The following is a 19,080-nucleotide window of genomic DNA, read 5'->3' on the forward strand; positions in this document are numbered from 1 at the left end:
TCACTTGATCCGGCCTTCCAACGCGTCCAGCTCTTCTTCGCTCATGTTCTCGATCAAGTCGATGCCCTCCAGGATCGCGGCGACGTCGAGTGCGCCGCCCTGTGGCGCCCCGGGCGCGCGCCGCTCCAGCTCGGCGGCCATCGCGGCGAGAGTGGGCCCCTCGAAGACGGCCTGGACGGTGAGTTCGGCGCCCGTCGCCTGGGCGAGGCGGTTGACGAGGCGGGTGACGAGCAGCGAGTTGCCGCCGAGGGCGAAGAAGTCACTGTCGACGTCGAGGGCTTCGGCGTCGGTGCGCAGCAGCTCGGCCCAGACTCCGGCGACGGTCCGCTCGGCCTCGGTGCGGGGCGCGACGCGGCGCCCTGCGGGCCGCTGCCGGTCCTCGGGGGCGGGCAGGGCCCGCTGGTCGAGCTTCCCGTTCTGGGTCAGGGGCAGCTCTTCGAGGAGGACGTGCGCCGCCGGGATCATGTACTCGGGCAGCGCCGCGCCCAGCCTGTCGCGTACGTCGGCGAGCAGGGCGGCCCGGCCGGACCAGCGCGGGGCCGCGGTGGCGGGCTCGGCCGTCGGCCGCGCGTCCTGTCCTTCGGCGCGGCGGGCGTAGACGTTGTAGAGGGTCGTGTTGCGCAGCAGGCGGTTGTCCTGCTCGCAGACGACGTCGTAGCCGAGGGCCTTGAGGAGGGTGACGACCTTCTCCAACTGGCCGTCCACGTCGTGGAGTTCGACGACGAGCTGGCGGATCCTCGGCCAGTCCCGCCAGTGGATGCCCTTGAGCACCTCGTACTCGGCGTTCTCCACGTCGACCTTCAGCAGGTCGATCCGGTCGAGGGACTCCTCCTCGATGATCTCCGAGACGGTCCGCAGGCGGCAGGTGAACTGCTCGCTGTCGAGGCGGGCGTCGACGACCGCGTCGACGAGGTCGTCCCCCGCGGCCGCGCCGTCCGCGCCCTCGTCGGTCAGCTCCTCCTGGTTGCGCAGATAGGAGCGCACCAGGTCGTGGGCCTGTTCGGCGGTGGTGACGCTGGAGGAGATGACGGTGTTGTGGCGGTAGAAGGTGAAGGTCTCCTCCTTCGCCTCGGCGGCGAGGCCGCAGTCGTGCACCTTGGCGTTGAGGCCGTGGAGGGCGACGTTGCGGCGCAGCGAGTCGAAGACGGGCGGGATCGGCTCGAAGGCGTGGATCCGGGCGCCGGGGCAGCGGCTGCCCGCGAACAGCGTGAACAGGCCGATGTTGGCGCCCACGTCGAGGATGGTGTCGCCGTCCTCGATGGTGATGCCGTTCCGCAGGTATTCGAGGTGCGTGAAGATCTCGTCGTAGACGAAGTCGGTCTCGCTCCTGTTCTGCTGGAACACCGTCATGCCGTTGGGCAGTTCGTAGGTCCGCGCGAGCGCTTCCGGCTCGGTGCGGTCCAGGCGCAGGAGCTCGCGCACGGCGGGCGCGGCCTCGGGCGACGGTACGACGTAGGCGACGAGGCGCTGGTCCTGGTCGTCGTAGCCGCGCACCAGGACGCGGGCGTCCTGGACGGCGGGGTGTTCGGCGAGGCGGGCCTCGATCTCACCCAGCTCGATGCGGAAGCCGCGGATCTTCACCTGGTCGTCATTGCGCCCCAGGTACTCCAGGGAGCCGTCGGGCAGCCAGCGCGCCAGGTCGCCCGAACGGTACATCCGGGCGCCCGGCTCCTCACGGAACGGATCGTCAAGGAACCGCTCCGCCGTCAGCTCAGGCCGGTTGAGATAGCCACGGGCCACACCCGCGCCACCGACGTACAGCTCCCCCACGGCGCCGATGGGCGCGGGGCGGCCGTGCGCGTCCAGGACGTAGGTGCGCAGGTCCGGGATGCGGCGGCCGATGGGGCTGACTGGCCGGTCCAGGTCGGCTTCGGTCAGCGGGTGGTAGGTGACGTGCACGGTGGTCTCGGTGATGCCGTACATGTTCACCAGCTGGGTGTTCTTGTTGGCCGGGCGGCGCAGCCAGGGCTTGAGCGAGGCGACCTCCAGGGCCTCGCCGCCGAAGACTACGGCGCGCAGGGCGTGCGGCTCCGGGTCCTCGCCCTGTGCGGCGATCAGCTGCCGGAAGGCACTCGGGGTCTGGTTGAGAACCGTCACCCCCGCCTCACACAACAGCCGGTAGAAGTCCTCCGGACTGCGCGTCACCGCCTGCGGCACCACCACCAGACGACCACCGTGCAGGAGCGCACCCCAGATCTCCCACACCGAGAAGTCGAACGCGAAGGAGTGGAACAACGCCCACACATCCCGCTCACCGAAGCGGAACCAGTCATCTGTCGACGTGAACAGCCGCACCACATTGCGGTGCTCGACGACCACACCCTTGGGCACACCCGTCGAACCCGACGTGTAGATCACGTACGCCATGGCGGACGGCGTCAGGTCCGGCACCGACAGGTCGTCGGCGGCTCGGGCGGCCCACTGGTCGGCGTCGGCGCGCACGTCCACAACGGGGATGGACGGAACGGCGAGGCCCTCGGGCAACGCGCCGTCGGTCACCAGGACGCGGGGGGCGCTGTCCGCCAGGATGTGCGCGAGCCGGTCCGCCGGGGAGGCCGGGTCGACGGGTACGTACGCGCCGCCCGCCTTGAGGACGGCGAGGACGGCCACCACGAGGTGTTCGCTGCGCGGCAGGCAGAGCGCCACGAGCACGTCCGGGCCCACGCCCAGCGTGCGCAGATGACGCGCCAGACGATTCGCCCGCGCGTTCAACTCCCCATACGACAGACGGCAGTCCTCGAACTCCACCGCCACCGCGTCCGGCCGCACGGCCGCGACCCCCTCGAACCAGGAGTGCAGACACCGCTCCACCGGCTCCGCCGCGGGCGTCTCGTTCCACTCGGCGAGCACCCGGTGGCGTACGGCGTCGCTCAGGACGGGCAGCTCCAGGGCCGGGCGCCGCTCCGCGCCCTCGGTGGTGAGGGCGTCGACGAGGCGCTCCATGGCGGTCTCCAGGTAGCCGATGACCAGCTCGGCGTCCTGGGCCTGGTCGATCTGCGCGTCGAGCGAGAAGGAGTGCCCGAGGTCGTCGACGGACAGGGCGATGGGGTAGTTGCTGCGCTCGATGACGCCCGCGAGGGACTTGACGCCCGCGCGTTCCAGCTCGGTGTCGTCGATGCGGTCGTCGGACTCCAGGTGCCGGTAGTTCAGGATCGCGTTGAACAGCGGCGTCTCCGGCGGTACGGCGCTGTGGCCGTGGGCGACGGCCAGCGGGGTCTGCTCGTGGCGCACCAGGTCGCGCAGGGTCCGGTCCGTGGCGCCCACCAGGTCGCCCACGCTCGTCCCGGCCAGGTCGAGGCGCACGGGCAGGGTGTTGATGAAGTTGCCGAGCATGCGCTCGATGCCGCGCGGGCCCTGGAGGCGGCCGGACATGACGGTGCCGAAGACCACGTCGTCGCGGCCCGCGCACGCCGCCACGACCAGGGACCAGCCCGCGTGGAACAGCGTGGCCGGGCTGATCCGCAGGTCCTTCGCGCAGGCCCGGATCCGCTCGCCGAGGCGGGCGTCCAGGGGGCGGCGCAGGTCGAGGACGCGGCGGCCGTCGCCGTGGACGTCCTGGAGCCCGAACATCACGGTGGGCTCGGTGACGTCGCCGAGCCGGTCCAGGAAGTACTCCGCCGGGTCGAGCTCGCGCGCGCGGTGCCGCACGTGGGCGATGAAGTCGCGGTACGGAGCGGGCGGGGCCAGCTCCCCCGCGCGGCCCGTCATATGGGCGACGACCTCACGGAACAGCAGGCCGAGCGAGGTCGCGTCGTCGATGACGTGGTGCAGGTTGAGCGCCGCGTACCAGGTGTTCGTGCCGGGCTGCCGGGTGGCGCGCAGCCGGATCAGCGGGGCGCGGTCCAGGCGCATCGCCTGCGGCCGGGCCAGGAGTTCGCGGATCTCGCCCTCGGCGTCGCGGCCCTCGGGCAGCTCGAACTCCTCCAGTTCGAGGTCGGCGCGGCGCGCCACGACCTGGACGGGCCGCGACAGGCCCTGGGTGAGGATCGCCGTGCGCAGCGCGTCGTGCCGGGCCACGGCCGCGCGCAAGGCATGCGTGAAGCCGTCGAGGTGGGACCTGCTCTCGAAGGAGAAGACACCGGAGAGCACGTACGGGTCGTGGCCGCTCTCCTTGAGGTGGTGGAAGAGCATGCCTTCCTGGAGGGCCGCCAGCGGGTACACGTCCTGGACGTTGCGGGCACCGCCGGGCACGGCGGCGACGACCGCCGCCAGCTCGTCCTCGGTCAGGGAGACCAGGGGCAGCATGTCCGGAGTGAGCCGGTCGCAGTCCGCGGGGATGCCGTTCGGCGGGACGGTGAACGCCGCCCGCGCCGGGACGGCGCCCTCCGCGTCCCGCGCGTCGGGGTCGTCCGTGGTGTGCGCCGCGTCGATCGCGGCGGCCAGGTCGGCGAGCGTGGCGGCGGCGAACACGCTGTGCAGCTCGCAGTCGAGCCCCGCGTCGTGCAGGCGCGCAGTCAGCTTCGGGATGAGCAGCGAGTGCCCGCCGAGGGCGAAGAAGTTGTCGTGGACGCCGATGCGGTCCTCGGTGAAGCCGAGCAGGCCCGCGCAGACCGCGAGCAGGGTGCGCTCGGTGGGCGTGCGGGGAGCGACCCGGTCACCGGCCACGGCGTACGCGTCGGCGTCGGGGGCCGGGAGCGCCTTCCGGTCGAGCTTGCCGTTCGCGGTCAGCGGCAGGGCGTCGAGGCGGACCAGGGCGCCCGGGACCATGTGGTCGGGCAGCGCCTGGCCGAGGTGGCGCACCAGGGTGTCGTGGAAGTCGCCGGTGTGCGCCTCGTCGAGGACGACGTAACCGACGAGCCGCGGGTTGCCGGGACTGTCCTCGCGGGCGAGGACAGCGCAGGCGCGCACGGCGGGGTGGCGGGCGAGGCGGTCCTCGATCTCGTCGAGTTCGATGCGGAAGCCGCGCAGCTTGACCTGGTTGTCGATGCGGCCGAGGTACTCCAGGGTGCCGTCGGCCAGCCACCGGACGAGGTCGCCGGTGCGGTACATGCGGGCGTCCGGGTCCGCGGCGAACGGGTTCGGGACGAAGCGCTCGCGCGTCAGGCCCGGGTTGTTCAGATAGCCGCGGGCCAGGCCGACGCCCGCGATGTGCAGCTCGCCCGCGCAGCCCACGGCCTGCCGGCGGCCCAGGTCGTCCAGGACGTACAGCTGGATGTTCTGGATCGGGCGGCCGATCGGGACCGTGCGCTCCGTGGTGTCGGGCGGGCAGGCCCAGTGGGTGACGTCGATGGCGGCCTCGGTTGGGCCGTACAGGTTGTGCAGGCGCGCGCGGTGCTGGGCGTAGTGGCGCGCGGGCAGCTCCGGCGGCAGGGCCTCGCCGCTGCAGAAGACCTGGCGCAGCGAGGTGCAGCGGGCCCAGCCGTCGTGGTCGAGCATGAGGCGCAGCATGGGCGGCACGAAGTGCGCGGTGGTGACCTCGGCGGCCCGGATGAGCGAGACCAGGTACGCGGGGTCCTTGTGGCCGCCCGGCGCGGCGACGACCAGGCGCGCGCCCGTGATCAGGGGCCAGACGAACTCCCACACGGAGACGTCGAAGCTGAACGGCGTCTTCTGGAGCACGACGTCGTCGGGGGTCAGCGCGTACGCGTTCTGCATCCACTCGACGCGGTTGACCGCGGCCCGGTGCTCGACCATGACGCCCTTGGGGCGGCCGGTGGAGCCGGAGGTGTAGATGACGTACGCGAGGTCGCCGGGGGCGACGCGGGCGGGCGCGGGCGCGGCCGGGCCGCTGTCGGGGACCGGCCGTCCGTCGGGGACCGGCCTGCCGTCGGCGTCCAGGCGGAGCACCGTGCGCGCCCCGGTCAGGGCGGAGACGTCGGCGGCGGACTGGGTGAGGACGAGGGCGGCGCCCGAGTCCTCGATCATGTACTGGATGCGTTCGGCCGGGTAGTCCGGCTCCAGGGGGAGGTAGGCGCCGCCCGCCTTCATGACCGCCCACAGCGCGATCACCATCTCCATGGAGCGTTCCATGGAGATGCCGACGACCGTGTCCGCCGTGACGCCGCGGCGGCGCAGCTCGGCGGCCAGGGCGTCGGTGCGCGCGGCGAGTTCGGCGTACGTCAGGGACCGCTCGCCGTACACGAGGGCGGTCCGGTCGCCGTGGCGGGCGACGGCGTCGGCGAGGAGGTCGGGCAGGCTCCGGTCGGCGGAGAACGGGCGGGCCGTGTCGTTCCACGCGTCGAACCGGCGGACCTCGTCGTCCGACAGGTGCGATGCCTCGGAGAGGCGCTGCTCCGGGGCGTCCACGAGGGCGCTCAGCAGGGTCTCGTAGTGGCCGATGAAGCGCTCGACGTCCGCCGTGTCGAAGCGCGCGGCGTCGTACTTGAGGTGCAGCGTGTAGGCGTCGGCGGCGTGCTCGACGACTTCGAGGTGGAGCTTGAACTCCCCCTCCTGGGATATCTCCTCCACGAACCGCAGCGAGCGGGCCAGGTCCAGGCCGCGCACGTCGCCGTCCGTGAGGTGCATCATGCGCTGGTTCTGGAAGACGTACGACACCTGGAAGACCGGCGATGTGTCGGGCTCCGTGCGCAGGTTCAGGTCCTGCACCATGCGCGGGAACGGGTACGCGGCGTGGTCGAGGCCGTCGGCCATGACGAGCGTCAGGTCGCGCACGAAGTCCGTGAACGGCACGTCGCCGCGCACGCCGTGGCGCACGGGCAGCATGTTCACGAAGTAGCCGACCGCGTCGTCGTAGGTCGCGTCGGGCCTGCCCAGGGACGGCACGCCGACGACGAGGTCGCGCTCGCCGCTGTAGCGGTGCAGGAGCAGTTCGTACACGGCGAGGAAGAGCACGGCGGGCTTGGCGCCGCGGGCCGCGCACAGGTCGCGCACCCGCCCGGCGAGGGCCGGGGGCAGCGGCACGGAGACCGTCTCGCCGACCACGGCGGTGCCGGGCGCGGGGGCGCGCTCGATGCCCAGGCGCAGGACCGGCAGGTCGCCCGCCAGGGTGTCCTGCCAGAAGGCGCGGTGGCGGGCGCCGTCGGGGCCCGCGAGGAAGTCCGCCTCCCAGCGCACGAACGCGTCGTAGGCGTCGTGCCGCGCGGCCGCGGGCTCGACGGTGCCGCCCCGGAGCAGGGTGTCGTAGGTGTGGAGCAGGTCGCGCAGCAGGACGGGGGTCGAGGCGCCGTCGAACACCAGGTGGTGCAGGACGAGCAGCACGAGGGTCTCCGGCGCGGCGGCCGTGCCCGCCGTGTAGACGACGGCCCGGACCGGTCCTTCCTGGTGCAGGTCGAAGGGCGCCTTGGCCTGTTCGCGGGCCAGGGCGAGCAGGACGTCGTCGGGCAGGCCGTGCGGCACGGTCTGGTGCCGGAAGGGCACGTCGCCGTCGGGGCGCCGTGCCAGGTACGGGGTGCCCTCGTCCTCGACGACCACGCTGTGCAGCAGCGCGTGCCGGGACGTCACCTGCCGGAAGGCCTCCTCGAACACCGCGACGTCGAACGGCGCCGACGTGCGGAAGCAGACGGGGACGTTGTACACGTCCGACGCGGGCCGCAGCTTGTGGAGCAGCCACAGCCCCTTCTGGCCCTCGGAGAGGGCACGCCGGTCCGTGACGCCCGCCCGCGCGGAGTCCTGGAGTCGTTCGTAGAACGCGAGCACGTCCTCAGCGGTGTAGAGGCCCGCCTTGAAGCCCGCCAGAATCTGATCCTCGTTCACGCGCCCGGTGCTTCCTTCATGAGTGACTTGAGTTCTTCGAGTCCGACGTGACCCTGGCGGAACTCCTCCAGGGCCTTGGCCCGTGCTTCGCGTACGTCCGGTGCTTCGGGTGGCTGTGGGGTCCTGGTCCCGCGCTTCGCGGCCAGCCGCTCCGCGATGCGCTCCAGGGTGGCGAGTTCGACGATCTCCCGTGTGGTGAGCGTGAGGCCGAGGTCGGTCTCCACGCCGCGCCGCAGGCGCACCCACAGGACGGAGTCGGCGCCCAGGCCGTGCAGGTCCTTGTCCAGCGGGAGTTCGCCGGGGGCGAAGCCGAGGGCTTCGGTGAAGTGGTCCGCGAGGTAGCGGAGGATGTCGTCGCCGTGGCCGTGCCCGCCGCCGTCGGATTCGGTGACGGGTTCGGGCTGCCCGGCGTGCGGGGCCGTGTCCTGCGTCGGGGCCGCCGTGGGCGTGCCCGTGTGCCCGACCCAGTACCGCTTGCGCCGGAACGCCGTCGTCGGCAGCGGTACCAGCCGGCGCCCCTGCCCGGTGTGCAGGCCGCGCCAGGGGATCCGGCCGCCCCGCACCCACAGCTCGGCGAGCCGGTCGAGTTCGCCGTCGGCGACGAGCGCGCGGACGAACGCCTCGCCGTGGCCGCCCGCGAGCAGGTCGCCCAGCGTCGCGGCACCGGCCTCGGCGTCGCCCCGGTACAGCGGGGTGTGCGGGGACCGGTCGGCCAGGAAGTCCGCGAGCGCGCGCAGCAGGCCCGCGCGGGAGTCCGTGACGAACGCCAGGCGTTCGGCCAGGGCCTCCCTGCCCACCCGCAGCGTGTGGGCGACGTCCGCGAGCCAGGCGGCGTCGTCGGCGCCGGGCTCGTCCGTCCGCTCGACGAAGTCGTGCAGCAGGCGGGCCGCGGCGCGCAGCCGCTCGGGGTCGCCCGCGGACAGCAGGATCAGCTCCGGCCGCCGGGGCTGCGGCGGCGCCGCCTCCGTGCGCTCGGCCGCCGGTGCCCGCGGCGCCTCCTCGACGACGAGGCTGACGTGGCTGCCGCCCGCTCCGACGGAGTTGAGCAGCGCGCGCCGGGGCGTGCCGGGGCGCGGCTCCCAGGGCGTCAGCGACTCGCAGAGCCGCAGCGGGCCCTCGTCCAGGCGGAGTTCGGGGTTGGGCGTGCCGACCGCCGCGCGGGGCGCCAGCTCCCGGTGGCGGAGCTGGAGGACGACCTTGGTGAGCTGGGCGATGCCGGAGGCGGCCTCGGGGTGGCCCAGGTGGGACTTCACCGAGCCGAGCGCGATCGGCTCGGTGACGGCGCCGAACACCTCGCGCAGCGCGCCCGCCTCGACGGCGTCGCCGAGCGCGGACCCGTTGGCCGCGGCCTCCACGTAGCCGATCGACGCGGGGTCGCAGCCCGCCTTCTCCAGGGCCCTGCGGGCCACGTTCACCTGCGTCCTGCGGCTCGGGGCCATGAACTGGCCCGCGCGGCCGCCGTGCAGCGAGGCGCTGCCCTTGATGACCGCGAGGACGGTGTCGCCGTCCCTGCGGGCGGCGGCCAGCGGCTTGAGCAGGACGGCACCCACCGCCTCCGCGGGCAGATAGCCGTCCCCGTCCTGGAAGCTGCGGCTGCCGGGGTGGCTGCCGAGCAGGCCCGCCCGGGAGAGCGCCCGGTACTTGTCGGGGTGGACGGTCAGGTTCACGCCTCCGGCGATCGCCAGCTCGCTGTCGCCGCTCAGCAGATCGGCGCAGGCCAGGTGGATGGCGGCCGCCGAGGACGCGCACATGCCGTCCACGGCGAGGCTCGGCCCCTCCAGGCCGAAGAAGTGCGAGACGCGGTTGGCGATGAGGTTGTACGACGCCGCGGACGTCAGGGCGGAGCGCACCACGTCGGCGGTGTCGGCCCGGTACATCTGGTACATCGCGCCGACGTACACGCCGACCCGGCGACGGTACGTGCGCTCGACGGCCTCCTGGGTGACGCCGCTCTGCTCCAGGAGCTGCCACACCGTCTCCAGGAACAGCCGCTGCTGCGGGTCCATGGTCTCGGCCTCGCGGGGCGAGATGCCGAAGTGCAGCGGGTCGAACTGGTCGACGCCGTCGAGGAAGCCGCCCCACTTGCCGTAGCTCTTGCCGGGCGCGTCGCGGTCCGGGTCGAACACCGCGTCGTGGTCCCAGCGGTCGGCGGGGACCTCGGTGACGCAGTCGGCGCCGGAGCGCAGCAGGCCCCACAGGGCTTCGGGGTCGGCGGCGCCCGGGTAGCGTCCGGCGAGGCCGATGATGGCGACGCCCTCGTCGCGCGGGTCGCGGGCGAGCGGCGCGGCCGCGGCGGGGCTGGCCTGTTCGCGCTCGGCCCGCGCGGGCTCGGCGGCGGGCGGGGCCGGTGCGGGAGTGGGCTCGGGCACCGCGGTGGCCGTCTCGCCGAACAGCGCGCGCAGCGCGTCACCGTGCTGCGCGACGAAGTACTCGGCCAGCTCCCGGACCGTCTGCACCTCGAAGAACAGGGTCTTGGGCAGGGTGCCGAAGTCCGTCTCCAGCTGGGCGATCAGGTTCATGGCCACGACGGAGTCCATGCCGTAGCGCTCGAGCGGCACCTCCGCGTCGAGCCGGTCGGCGCCGAGCTTGAGGCCCGCCGCCAGGTGCGCGCGCAGATGGCGCCGGGTGCGGTCGAGCAGGGCCCGGTCGTCGCCGACCGCACCGCGCTTCGGCCCGGAGGCCGCGGCCTCGGGCTCGGCCGCGGGGTGCGGCTCGGCCTGCGGCGCCCGGCCGGGGCGCGCGGTCAGGCGCGGCAGGACCGCGTCGCGCCGCCCGGCGACGACGAGGAGCTGGCCGTCGGCGAGTCCGGTGCGGCGGGCGGCGACGCCGGTGCGCAGGGCGCGCAGACCGCTCTCGGTGTCCAGCGGGACGAGGTCCATGCGCCGCAGCCGGTCCTCGGTGGCGGTGTCCACGCCCATGCCGCCGTCGGCCCACAGGGGCCAGTTCAGGGAGAGCGTCAGGCCGTGGCGCGCCCCGGCGGCCGCGAGGCGGCCCCGGTGGGCGGCGTAGGCGTCCATGAACGCGTTGCCCGCCGCGTAGTCGGCCTGGCCCGCGTTGCCCAGGGCGCCGGTCGTCGACGAGTAGCACAGGAACAGTTCGAGGGGCTGGTCCCGGGTCGCCTCGTCGAGGTGGACGAGGCCCGCGACCTTGGGCGCGAGGACGCGCGTGAATTCCTCGGGCTCCTTGTTCACGACGAGGTTGTCGCGCAGCACGCCCGCGGCGTGCACGACGCCGGTCAGCGGTCCGTGGGTCCGCGCGATGTGCGCCACCAGGCGTTCGACGTCGGCGCGGTCGGTGACGTCGGTGCGCTGGTGGTCGACGGTCAGGCCCGCGGCCCGCAGCTCGTCGAGGGCTCGCCGCTGGGCCTCGTCGAGCGCCGAGCGTCCGGTCAGGACGACGGTGGCGCCCGCGGCGGCCGACGCGATGTCCCGGGCCGTGAGGAGGCCGAGGGCGCCGGTGCCCCCGGTGATGAGGTACACGCCGCCCGCGCGCCACGGGGTGGTGCCCGCGTCCGGTGCCGGAGCGAGTTCCGTGAGCCGCCTGACCTCGCGGCGGCCCGCGCGGTAGCGGACTTCGGGGTCCGTCTCCGGAGCCGTCTCCGCGCGCAGCCGCTCGGCGATCACGGCGGGCGCGGCGCCGTCGAGGCAGTCGACGAGCTGGGTGCGCAGCTTGGGGTTCTCCAGGGCCACGGTCCGCAGCAGGCCGCTCAGGCCGCCGAACACGGCCCGGTCCGTCGCGCCCTGGCCGCGGTCGCCGACGAGTACGACCTGGAGCAGCGCGCCGCCGCGCACTCCGTCCGTCAGGAGGGCGCGCGCCCGTGCGAACACGTGCCGTGCCGCCGTCAGGTACGCGGTGTGCACGGGGGCGTCGTCCGCGAGCGCCACGGTCTCGAGGTGTGCCCCGGACGCCAGGGCCGTGGTCAGCGCGGCCTCCTCGCCCGGCGCGAACCGGCCGACGAGGACCACGTGGCGTTCGGCCTGCGGGGCGGCCGTCGCGTCGCCGGCCTCCTCGGCCTCCCACACGGGGTGCGTGAGGAGCACGTGGTCGGACGGGGCGGACGCGCCGCCCGTCGCGGTCTCCAGGTCGAGCCAGTGGCGCTCGCGGGCGAAGGGGTAGCCGGGCAGGCTCAGACGGCGCGGGCGTGCCGTGCCGTCCGCCGCGTACAGCCGGTCCCAGTCGACGGCTTCGCCGCGGGCCCAGCGGGCCGCGCACTCCTGGGGCCCTGTGGCCTCGCCGTCCGCTGCCGCCGGGGCCTGGTCGGCCCGGACGCGGCCGCGTACCCAGTCGCCCGGCGCCGCGGGGTCGGCAAGGAAGGCGCCGAGGGTGCGCCGGAGGGACTCCAGGGATTCCGCGGTGAACGCGAGGCGCTCCTCAAGGGCGACGCGGCCGGTCTGCAGCGTCCAGGCGAGCGCGGCGAGGTCGTCCTCGGCGAGGCCGTCCGCGCGGGCGAGCAACCGCCGTGCCGCTTCGATGAGTTGGCCTTCGGTGGCGGCCGAGAGGGGCACGACGACAGGGCGCGTACGGGAAGGGGCGGGCGCGCCCTCGGGCTCGTACGCGGCCAGGACCACGTGGGCGTTGGCGCCGCCCGCGCCGAAACTGGAGACGCCCGCGACGCGCGGCCCGTGCCAGGGCGCGAGGTCGCGCTGCACGGCGAACGGCGTCCCGTCGAAGTCCAGATGGGGGTTGAGCGTGCTCGCGTGCAGGCTGGGCACCAGCTCGCCGTGGCGCATCTGGAGCAGCACCTTGGTGACGCCCGCGATGCCCGCGGCGCTCTCGCAGTGGCCGATGTTGGACTTCACCGAGCCGATCGCGCAGGTCGGCGCGGCCGCCCCGGTCGTACGTCCGAACGCCTTGACCAGGCCGGTCAGTTCGATGGGGTCGCCGAGCGAGGTGCCGGTGCCGTGCGCCTCCAGATAGCTCAGCTCGTGCGGGGCGACACCGGCCCGGGCGAGGGCGCGGGTGATGACGTCGCCCTGGGCCGCCGGGTTGGGCACCGAGAAGCCGTGGGTCCTGCCGCCGTGGTTGAGGGCCGTGCCCTTGATGACGGCGTGGATCTGGTCGCCGTCGGCGATGGCCCGCTCCAGGGGCTTGAGCAGGACGGCGCCGACGCCCTCGCCGGGCACGTAGCCGTCGCCGCCCTCGCCGAAGCTGCGGCAGCGGCCGTCGCTGGAGGTGAACTTGCCCTGGCTCAGCATCACGTACTTGTTCGGGTGGACGCTGACGTTGACGCCGCCCGCCACGGCCGCCGCGCACTGGCCGCTCCTGATCGCCTCGCAGGCGAGGTGGATCGCGGTCAGCGAGGAGGAGCACATGGTGTCCACGGCCATGCTCGGGCCGTGGAAGTCGTAGAAGTACGAGATCCGGTTGGCGATGGACGAGGGGCTGCCGGAGAGCGCCACGCGGTGGCCGCGCGCCTGCGCCTGGGCGCCGTAGAGCTGGTACTCCTCGTACATCACGCCGACGAACACGCCGACCTTGCCGGCGGCGACGAGTCCCGCGTCGGCGGGCCCTGTGGACTGCCGGGACAGGGTCTCGCCGGTGTATCCGGCGTCCTCCAGGGTGTGGTGGACGCACTCCAGGAACAGCCGCTCCTGGGGGTCGAGGAACTCCGCCTCGCGCGGCGAGACGCGGAAGAACAGCGGGTCGAAGCGGTCGACTCCGTCGACGAAGCCGCCCCACCGGGACGTGCCCTCGTGGTCGCGGGGGTCCCAGCGGTCCGCCGGGACCTCGGTGACGCAGTCGCGGCCGGAACGGAGGTTGTGCCAGAACTCGTCGAGGTTCTCCGCCAGCGGGTAGCGGCCGCTCACACCGACGATCGCGATGTCGGTGACGCGGCCTGCGTCCGGCAGCGGGACGGCGGTCTCGGCCTGAGCCGGGGCCGGGGCCGGTGCCTGTGACGCGGGCTCCGGGGCCGCCGTGCCGAGGGCGGCGCGCAGCCGCTGCGGGTACTCGTCGGCGAAGTGCTCGCTCAGCGCCCGGACCGTGCGGACCTCGAAGAACAGCGTCTTCGACAGGCCGCCGAAGGTGTCCTCCAGATGCTGCGTCAGCTCCATCGCCATCATGGAGTCCATGCCGTAGAACTCCAACGGCGTGTCCACGTCGAGGCGTTCGGGGGCGACTTCGAGCGCCGTGGCGAGCTGGTCGCGCAGGTACGGCAGCGCGCGCTCGGCGAGGGGCGTACCGGAAGCCTCTTCGACCGGGGGCTCGGTCGGCGCGGCGGCCTGCGGGGCCGCTTCGGCGGGCAGCACCCGCGCGAGCAGACCGGTCAGCTCCGCGCACACCCGCCCCTCGGTGTCGACCAGGGTGATGTCCAGCTTCGCGGACGTGTCGCCGGGGCGGCTGCCGTCCTGGTAGCGGATCCAGGCGTACGCCGTGGCCGGGGTGGCGGCCAGGACGTCCACGCCCTGGAGGGCGAAGGGCAGCGCGGGCCGTGCGGGGGCGGCGCCCTCTCCCCCGCCGAGCCCGAGGCCGATCGTGGCCTGGAGGGCGCCGTCGAGGATGCTGGGGTGCAGTCCGTAGGCGTCGGCGGGCTCCGCCGCCCGGGGCAGGCGCAGTTCGGCGAGCGCCTGGGGGCGCCCGGCGGTGTCGGTGCCGACGGCGAGCGCCGTCAGGGAGCGCTGCGCCGGGCCGTACTCCATGCCCACGCGGTCGTACAGGCCGTAGACGTCGGCGGCGGTGAAGGCCGTCGCTGCGCAGGCGGCGCGCAGGTCCGCGAGCGGGAGCGCCGGACGCTCGGCGGGCGCGTCGGCCAGGTGCGCGCGGCCCTGGCTGGAAAGGGCGCGCTCGCCGTCGGGGCCGACGGTGTGGAGCGTGTACGCGTAGCCGTCCGTGCCCGTCGGCTTCAGGTCGAGGCGCACGTCCAGGCCGTCGTCCGTGGCGCAGGTGGCGGGCCGCAGCCACACCACGTCGCTCAGCCGGACGCGACCCGGTGCCGCCGCGGTACGGGCGACGGCGGCGCGGGCCATCTCCAGGTGCGCGGCGCCCGGCAGGACGCGCAGACCGCGCACCTGATGGTCCTTCAAGAAGGGTTCGGCGCCGTCGAAGACGGTGCGGTACGCCGTCGGCGTGCCGCCCGGGGCCCGGTGCAGCATCGGGTGCGCGTCGGGCGTGCTGTCCGGCCGCGCGGCCGAGGGCTCGGTGGCGTGCGCGGTGCCGCGCCCCGCCCAGTAGCGCTCCTCGGCGAACGGGTACGTCGGCAGGCCGATCCGGGCGGGCCGGGCCCCCGGCTCGTACAGGCTCCGCCAGTCGAGGGCGTGACCGGCCACCCACTGGGCGAGGGCCTCGTCGCGCCCACCCGTCGTGAGGGGGCGCCGCGCGGGGTCCTGGGCGGCGCCCGTCCGGCGGGAGACCGTGCCGCGGTGCCAGCCTTCGTGGGCCGCCGGATCCGCCACGAACGACGTCAGCCGGTGCTCGAGGTCCGCGAGCGAGGTGACCCGGGTCGCGAGCCGCTCCTCCATCGCGTCGCGGCCCACCTGGAGCGTGAACGCGAGGTCGGTCAGGCGTCCGGCGGCGACGTGGCCGGCCCTCAGGTGGTCGCGCAGCGCGCGGGCCCGGGCGACGAGCTGCTCCTCGGTGCGCGCGGACAGGGGGATCAGCGCCCCGGCCGGTGCGGGTGCCCCGGCGGTGCCCGTGTGCGCGTCGGCGTGCGATCCCATGGCCGCGTGTCCCCCGTGGTCCTCGGCATACTCGTCGTGCTTATCGGGCTTGTCGCGCTTGTCGCGCTTGTCGCGTTCGTCGTCGCGCTCCTCGACGTACTCCTCGATGACGACGTGCGCGTTGACGCCGCCGAAGCCGAAGGAGCTGACGCCCGCCCGGCGCGGGAGCGCCCGGCCCTCGGCGTCGCGCGGCCGCTGCCACGGCTGCCGCTCGCGGACGACCTCGAACGGGCTGTCCGCGAAGTCCAGGTACGGGTTGAGGTCCGCGCAGTGCAGGCTCTCGACCAGGGTGGCGTGGCGCATCTGGAGGAGCACCTTGATGACTCCTGCGACGCCCGCGGCCAGTTCCAGGTGGCCGATGTTGCTCTTCACCGAGCCGAGGCCGCAGCGGGCCGGGGCGTCGAGGTGGCCCGGCGCGCCCGCCGTCTCCGCGTACAGCTCGCCGAAGGCGCTCTTGAGGCCGTTCAGCTCGACGGGGTCGCCGAGTTCGGTGCCGGTGCCGTGCGCCTCGACGTAGGTGACGGTGCGCGGGTCGACGCCCGCGTCGCGGTAGGCGCTCTTGAGGAGGTCCGCCTGGGCACGCGGGTTGGGCGCGGTGAGCGAGTGGGCGCGGCCCCCGTGGTTGACGGCGCTGCCGCGGATGACGCCGAGGATCCGGTCGCCGTCGCGCCGGGCGCGGTGCAGCGGCTTCAGGACCAGGACGCCGACGCCCTCGCCGCGCACGTACCCGTTGGCCCGTGCGGAGAACGTCTTGCAGCGGCCGTCCTCGCACAGCATGCCCGCACGGCTGTAGCCGATGTGCAGGTCGGGGCTGACGATGGTGTTGACACCGCCGACGAGCGCGAGGCCGCTGCGGCCTGAGCGCAGCAGCTCGACGCCGCGGTGCAGGGCGACGAGGGAGCTCGAACAGGCCGTCTCCACCGGCTCGCTGGGACCGTGCAGGTCGAGCAGGTAGCTGACGCGGTTGGGGCCGACGGAGCCGGAGACGCCGGTCGCGGCGTAGCCGTCCTCACCGGCCCGCTCCCCCATGACGAGGCTGCCGTAGCCGCTCGGCGCGGTGCCGATCAGGACGGCGGTGTCGCTCCCGGCCAGGCCGGAGGGCGCGTACCCGGAGTCTTCGAGCGCCTGCCAGGCATGGGTGAGCAGCAGCCGCTGCTGCGGGTCCATGGTGCGTGCCTCGCGGGGCGAGATGCCGAAGAACAGCGGGTCGAACCGGTCGACGCCGTCGAGGAACCCGCCCCAGCGCACGGGCTTCTTGCCGCGCGGGACGTCCGGGTCCTCCTCCAGGGCACGCCAGTCCCAGCGGTCCCCGGGTATCTCCGTGATGCAGTCCTTGCCCGCGTACAGGTTGTCCCAGAAGGCGGAGAGATCGGGTGCCTGCGGGAAGCTGCCGCTCATGCCGATGACGGCGATGGGCTCGGCGGCGAGGGTCGGGTCGGTGCCGGGCTCGCCGGAGGGGCCCTCCGGGGAGAGGCGGTCCTCCAACGGCGCATCCTGGGGCGGGACTTCCGCGGCCGGGCCCTTCGGCGCGGGTGCCGTCTCCGCCAGGTGTGCCGCCACGCTGTCCACGGTCCGGTGCTCGAAGAACACCGTGGGCGCCAGGTGTACGCCGAACCGGTCGCCGAGACGGCTCGCCAGCTCGGTGAGGCTGATGGAGTCGAAGCCGTACTCGCCGAACTCCCCGTCGCCCTCGATCTCCTCGGCGGGGACCTTGAGCTGCCCGGAGACCTCGGCGATCACGGCCTGCCGGATCGCGTCCAGGGCGGGCGCGGGGGCCGGGGCGGGTGCCGCGGGGGCCGTCGGGGCGTGCTCGGCGATGTGGGCCGCGAGCGCGCCCACGGTGGTGTGCTCGAAGAAGACGGTGGGCGCCAGGCTCAGGCCGTGGGCGTCGTTCAGCCGCTGCACCAGCTCCGTCAGGCTGATGGAGTCGAAGCCGTACTCGCCGAACTCCCCGTCCCCGTCGATCTCCTCGGCGGGGACCTTGAGCTGCTCGGACACGGCGGCGGCGAGCGTGCGCTCCCACGCCCGGCGGTCGGCGCGCGGGGCAGCGGCCGGGGCGGGCTGCGGCGTCGGCTGCCGCTCCGTGGTGAGCTGCGCGGCCAGGCGGCCGCGCAGCAGCTCGCGGTCGCCGCAGAGCAGGAGGGTGTGCCGGGCGCCGCCCGCGACGGCGGCGGTCAGGGCCCGCAGGCCGTCCTCGGTGGGCAGCGGCGTCACGCCGATCCCGCGCAGCCGCTCAAGGGCGGCGCCGTCGAGCCGCATGCCGCCGTCGGCCCACAGGGGCCAGCCGATGGACACGGCACGGCCGGACCTGAGGCCGCGCGCGGCGAGGCCGGCGCGGTACTCCACGTAGGTGTCGAGGAACGCGTTGGCCGCGGCGTAGTCGCCCTGCCCCGCGCTGCCGAGCGCGGCCGCCGTGGAGGAGAAGACGACGAGGTGGTCGAGCGGCTGGTCGGCGGTGGCCTCGTCGAGGTTGACCAGGCCGGTGGTCTTGGGGGCGAGGACGGCGGCCAGGTCCCCGTCCTTCTTGGTGGCGAGGTAGCCGTCGCGGAGCACTCCGGCGCAGTGGACGACGCCGTGCAGCGCGCCGTGGCGGGCGACGACGTCCGCGACGAGCGCGTCGACGGCCGCCCGGTCGGTGACGTCCGCCTGCCGGTACTCGACGGTGACGCCCGGCGTCGCGAGGGCGGCCAGGCGCGGCCGCGCGGTCTCGGGGGCGGAGCGTCCGACGAGGACGACCGTGCCGGTGCGCAGGGTGCGGGCGAGGTCGCGGGCGACGTGCAGGCCGAGGCCGCCGGTGCCGCCGGTGATCAGGTGCACGCCGCCGTCGCGCCACGGCGACGCGGCGGCCCCGTGCGCGGGCCGCGCCTCGGCCTCGGTGAGCCGCCTGGCGTAACGGCGGCCGCCCTCCTGTCGGATGTGCAGCTCGGCATGGGCGCGCGCACCCGCCTCGACGGCTTCGGCGAGCGCGGCCGCGGACCGGTCGTCGGCGGCGTCGAAGGGGTCGAGGTGCTCCAGGAGCTGGGCGCGCAGCCACGGGTGCTCAAGGGCGGCCGTGCGCAGCAGCCCGGTCACTCCGGTCAGCACCCGGGCGTCAGGGGCGCCGTGCCCCAGGACGACGATCTGGGCGAGGCCGCCGTCCGGCAGGTCTCCGGCGGCGATCCGGGTGCGCAGCTCCCCCAGTACGTCCCGGGTCAGCCGTGCGTACGCGGCGTCCAGCGGACGGTCCGCGGCCACCTCGGACGTGTGGAGCACCACCGTGCGGGGCAGCCGGGTGCGCAGGGCGCGCCCGGCCGCGTCGGCGCCGGGGCCGACGAGCCACACGACCCAGTCGTCCGGTTCGGCGTCGGGGGCGGCGGGCGGCGTGGGCAGCGGCGTCCAGCACGGCTCCAGGGCCAGCAGGTCGACCGGGCCTTCCGGCTCGTCGGCGCTGTCCGGCTCCGGTGCGGGGGACGCGTCCTGCTCCGGTGCGGAGGGCGCGTCCGCCGAAGGGGCTTCGCCGGGCAGCCAGTAGGAGTCCTGGGCGAACGGGTACGTCGGCAGCGAGACGCGGGCCGGGCGCCGGTCGGGCGTGAAGAGCAGCTCGAACGCGACGGCCGCGCCCTGGGCGTACTCCTCGGCGAGCGTCCGCAGCCGGTCCGGGTCCGTCAGTTCCCGGGCCGCTCCCAGGTCGGGCCGCGCCGGGCGCTGGGGCTTGTGGTCACCGGCGTACGCGGACGGCGCGCTGCCGGTCTCCAGCCAGGTGCGCAAGCACGAGGCGGCCCCCGCCGTGGTG

Annotated in this window: 2 protein-coding genes (1 of these 2 running past the window's edge); both read right to left on the reverse strand. The window is 74.6% G+C overall.

Annotation, left to right across the window (positions count from 1 at the left end; genetic code table 11):
• Entirely contained in the window at positions 1–7,653 is a 7,653-nt protein-coding gene (locus CP982_RS03820; RefSeq protein WP_150509159.1) for a non-ribosomal peptide synthetase, read from the reverse strand.
• On the reverse strand, positions 7,650–19,080 hold the 3' portion of the coding sequence (locus CP982_RS03825) for an SDR family NAD(P)-dependent oxidoreductase (RefSeq protein WP_150509160.1). Its footprint extends 2,570 nt past the window's final position; 11,431 of the gene's 14,001 nt are visible here — the last part of the coding sequence; its start codon lies beyond the right edge, outside the window; its stop codon occupies positions 7,650–7,652. Before CP982_RS03825 ends, CP982_RS03820 begins: the two co-directional genes overlap by 4 nt.

Origin of the sequence: Streptomyces spectabilis (assembly GCF_008704795.1) — a bacterium.
Classification (GTDB): domain Bacteria; phylum Actinomycetota; class Actinomycetes; order Streptomycetales; family Streptomycetaceae; genus Streptomyces; species Streptomyces spectabilis.